Here is a 507-nt window from a genome sequence, read left to right as displayed (position 1 = left end):
TGCCAGCAGCGCGTTGAGCAGATGCGCCGGGACGATATTCAGCTTGCGCAAACCGGCGCCGCCAAGGATCGACATGATGTTGGTGACCAGTTGGCCAAGCGTGGTGCCGATGCCGCCGACAAACAACGAAATCAGCGCCATCAGCATCAGACCGGCGCGGCTGACGCCGGACAACAGGATCGACGTCTGCTCGAGGCGCCGGTCGCTGACGCCGAGCAATTGCTTGAGCGCCTGGCCGCTCGCGTGTTTCGGCGAAAACAGGTGCTCACAGGCGTCCTTGACCAGCTGAATCAGCAAGTAGAAGCCCGACAGCACGACATAGCCCCACACCAGCTCATAGCTGATGAACCGTGCCAGCGAAACATAGCCGGCAAGCAGGGCGATGGCCGTCACCAACATCGAGAGACTGGCGACGCTGTAGATCAGCCCGGCGAACACGCTGTTCGTAGCCGACGCATCATTGGCTGCGACCAAGGCCTTGCGCACTTTGCCGACGCGCAACAGCAT

At 61.5% G+C, this 507-nt stretch carries 1 pseudogene; it reads right to left on the bottom strand.

The features are described 5' to 3' along the window. Positions 1 to 507 (bottom strand): annotated as a pseudogene (locus J5M71_RS27310) (DUF3772 domain-containing protein); the annotation flags it as partial.

Origin of the sequence: Pseudomonas sp. 43(2021) (genome assembly GCF_017490805.1) — a bacterium.
In the GTDB taxonomy this organism is placed as follows: domain Bacteria; phylum Pseudomonadota; class Gammaproteobacteria; order Pseudomonadales; family Pseudomonadaceae; genus Aquipseudomonas.
Note: the sequence above shows the minus strand (reverse complement) of the source record. Positions and strands in the feature narration are given on the sequence as shown.